Below are 3,427 nucleotides of genomic sequence, written 5' to 3'. Positions count from 1 at the left end.
TGGCACATCAGACACATTGACCGACCTGGTGCTAACCATGCTTAAGCAGGCTGGCATCCAGGTCATCTTTCTGGACGAGACCCAACATCTGCAGGCTCTTGGCATGAACGCCAACGGCTACAGCCACAAGCTCAGGGAATCCCTGGACTGGATCAAGTCCCTGATCAACAAGACCGAGGTGACCTTCGTCCTCATGGGCATGCCCCCGCTGGTAGAACTCATCGAGGCCGACGAGCAGATGGCCAGGCGTTTCTCCAAGATCTACTACCTCAAGCCCTTCCCGGTGCCCACCCAGACGGAAGAAGCAGGTGAGTCTTCAGCCAACGTGCTGGGCGGATTCGTGGACACACTGCTCAACACCGCCTGCCAGCTGGACTACTTCGATGAGTACGAATCTTTTGGCAACAACCCCGACAATGCCGCCCGGATCTATCTCGCCACGGCCGGCACGCCCGCCAGGATCAACAGCCTGGTCATTGCGGCCGCACGCCAGGCCTACGACGCCGGGGACCGCCGGATTACCCTCGGGCATTTTGCCAAAGCCTACCAGCCAGAAAAGATCGTTCGCACGGAGATCAGCCGGGTCATGGAAAGTAATACCCACCTGGCCAGAACCATGTCCCGTCTTGTGGAAGGAAAAGCGCTCAATCCTTTTGAACTGGACAGCGCAGACCTGCTCACGCTTTCCCAGGGGGAGGTCAACTGAGATGAACCAGCCAAGCATGCCCTTCCTGCCCCATGCGCAGCCTGGCGAATCACCCCTGAGCCTGCTGCGCCGGGCAGCCCTGGGAAACGGTTATCCTTCGCTGATCAGCTTTGCCTTTTCCATGAACCCTTACCTGGACTATTCCGATACGGGGCTGGGAACGCTGGCGCGCAGTCCGCTGCTGTTTCGGGCGACCTGTGCCACCCTGGGTATGCCAGAAGATGAGGTAAACCTGGTGGTCTATGAACGGTGTGGCTGTGGCCGGATGGACCACCTCCTCTGGAACGGACTACAGGTCGCTCCCGGCGACCTGCAGTTCCGGCGCAGCCGGATGTGCATCGCCTGTTACCTGGAGCATGGCTACGCCTTCGCTGAATGGGACCATGTGGCCGCGTATTCCTGTGCCCAACACAAGGTGTTGCTGACCGACGCTTGTCCGGTTTGTCATGCACCCTGGGACTGGAACCGAACCCCTTTTTCCTGCGGTTGCGATCCCGAAGCGATGGCTCACCGACAGCAGACCTGTTCCAAGGAGCCGGCCGGTTTGCTACACCGACTCGTTGAACAACAGGAGCAGGCCGGGCTGCGCCTCTATACGGCCCTGCATTCCGTAGTGAACTGGTGGAGAGCGCTTGGGCTCATCGATCCGGGCGTGCCGCTCGTCACGGCTCTGGCCAGTCTCCTGCATGGGAACTGGCCCGAGGAGCCGGATGCCCCCACCGGTCCTCCTGCTGGCGAAGCATTGCATCCGAGAACCCTGCTGGCCCCCCTGCTGGCCAGCCGAGATGCCGATTTGGTGGCCCATGGCACACTGTTGCTTGCCAAACCATCACGCCACCAGTGGACTGGGCAATTGGGAGACATCACCTGGCACCAACACACCGCCATGGCGGTGCTCGGCATTGGGAGGGTGCCCTTTGCCCGGCTGAAGAAAGACGGCCACCTGCTGTCAGCCGACCGGCACCGAATTCGAGCTGTCTCGGTCAATGCGCTGTTGCTACTGGCCAGCCACCACGTGGAAAAGCAGGAAACCGCCGATCCCCTGCCAATCTTGCTGGCCAGGTACCGGAATCGGTCGCTTTCCGCCGTGATCTCCAGCATCGTGAACCGAGAGGGCTCCCAGCCAAGCATATCGGAAGCATCCCCATCGGATTATGTCCAGGATAAAGGGGGACAGACCGCTGGCGGGAAAAGCGAAGGACCCTACTTTACCTTGGCTGAAGCAACCCGGCGCCTGAAGACCAACCCGGAGTCCGTGCGCGGCGTTATCAGCGCCGGGCTGCTCCAGGCAAAGCGGGGCGGCCATACAAATGCAGTTCAGTGGTTGATCGAAGAAGAAGCCCTTCGGGCCTTCGACCGGCGCTACGTGTTCGGCTCCACCGTGGCCCGTGAACAGGGCGCTTCCCCAACCACCTTCTCGAATCGATTGCGCTCTGCCGGAGCGGTGCCGGTCAGCGGGCCGGGTATCGATTCAGGGGCCACTTTTCTCTTTCTCCGTGAGGAGATCGAGAAACTGGACCTTGAGTCGATCCGGGAAGCGCCCTATTCCTCCCCGGCCGGACGAAAGACGGCCGCGGCCCGCAGGAAATCGACGGATCAAATGACCACAGCTTTGGCTGCTGAATCTTTGGGAGTCGACCCGAGAGCGGTGAGAACTATCGTCAGCCAGGGATGGATAACTCCCCTGGATCGGGAAGCCCGGTATCTCTCCTTCCGAAAGGCGGAGGTTCTGTCCCTGGCGGCTAGGCTGAACCAAAATTATCAGGATTTGGAAATCGCGGCGGAAGCAACCGGGCAATCGGTGCACGCATTCCGGCGCACGTGGATCGACACTGGATTTATCAATGGACACCGGTTTGGTAATCGAACGATTATCGCCTATTCCGACCTGCAAAAAGTGCTATCCGTTTGGGATGAAGCCGCCACGGGAACTGAGATTGGAAAGCAATTGGGACGCCACCGGTATCTTTGTTCAAACCTAAAGAAGATGGGGCGACTGAAACCCTGCTATGTTCTCGGAACGGGTTCCAAGAAAGTCTTTCTCTATCCCCGGAACGATCCCCTGTTACGCCACTATCAGCTCGACACCTAAGATCCAGCCACCTTGTCGGGTGGCTTGTTCCTGGTTTTCCGGATTTGCCCCGCCTGGGACTCGTTCCCTTCCGGATGCCTGTTTCCATATTCTGACGCCCACCAAATAGGTGGAACATATTCCCTATTGCCTGATTGAAACCTGCCCTTTCCCTTTGTTTCTTCCCCAATAAGGAATGAAACCACTTGCCTGTTACTCTTGCAAATCCAGAAATAGTCGTATTTCCGGTGGCTGGCAAATCCAGTTTTTGCTGGATTTAGGTATTTACGGCACGCCTACGGCGAATCTGGCCATAGCAGGGGAAATAGCGTACAAATACAGGCATAGGTCCTGATTCCGTCTGGATTTGGTTGTGGAATATTTTCGTAAGCCATTGAATTATTGGGATCCGGAATCCAGGTCTCAGGTTGCGATCATGCCGGGTGATCGAATACTGGCAGGAGAAAGCCGTATTCGATACGCCTGAGGGAGAAAGCACAGTCAAAGTGGCTGCCCGCCCGATCCATCCTCTGGGCAAATGCCTGGCCAGCGTCCGGCTGCTGGCCTGGATCCTGGTGGCCAAGTACGCCGACGCCCTGCCGCTGTACCGCCTTGAAGGCATTCTCAAGCGCCATGGCGGCCACATCAGC

At 58.4% G+C, this 3,427-nt stretch carries 3 protein-coding genes; all 3 read left to right on the top strand.

What is annotated here, in order from left to right:
* Positions 1 to 706, top strand: a 706-nt coding sequence (locus ACOCD2_RS14680) for a TniB family NTP-binding protein (RefSeq protein ID WP_419625753.1), incomplete at its 5' end; no start/stop codon positions are given.
* A 1-nt stretch (position 707) separates the two neighbouring features.
* Positions 708 to 2,798, top strand: a complete 2,091-nt coding sequence (locus ACOCD2_RS14675) for a TniQ family protein (RefSeq protein ID WP_293652337.1) — start codon at positions 708 to 710, stop codon at positions 2,796 to 2,798.
* A 422-nt stretch (positions 2,799 to 3,220) separates the two neighbouring features.
* Positions 3,221 to 3,427, top strand: a 207-nt coding sequence (locus ACOCD2_RS14670) for an IS66 family transposase (protein ID WP_419625752.1), incomplete at its 3' end; no start/stop codon positions are given.

The organism is Thiolapillus sp. (assembly GCF_048562965.1).
In the GTDB taxonomy this organism is placed as follows: Bacteria; Pseudomonadota; Gammaproteobacteria; order Chromatiales; family Chromatiaceae; genus Thiolapillus; species Thiolapillus brandeum_A.
This window is presented reverse-complemented; position numbering and strand designations above follow the sequence as displayed.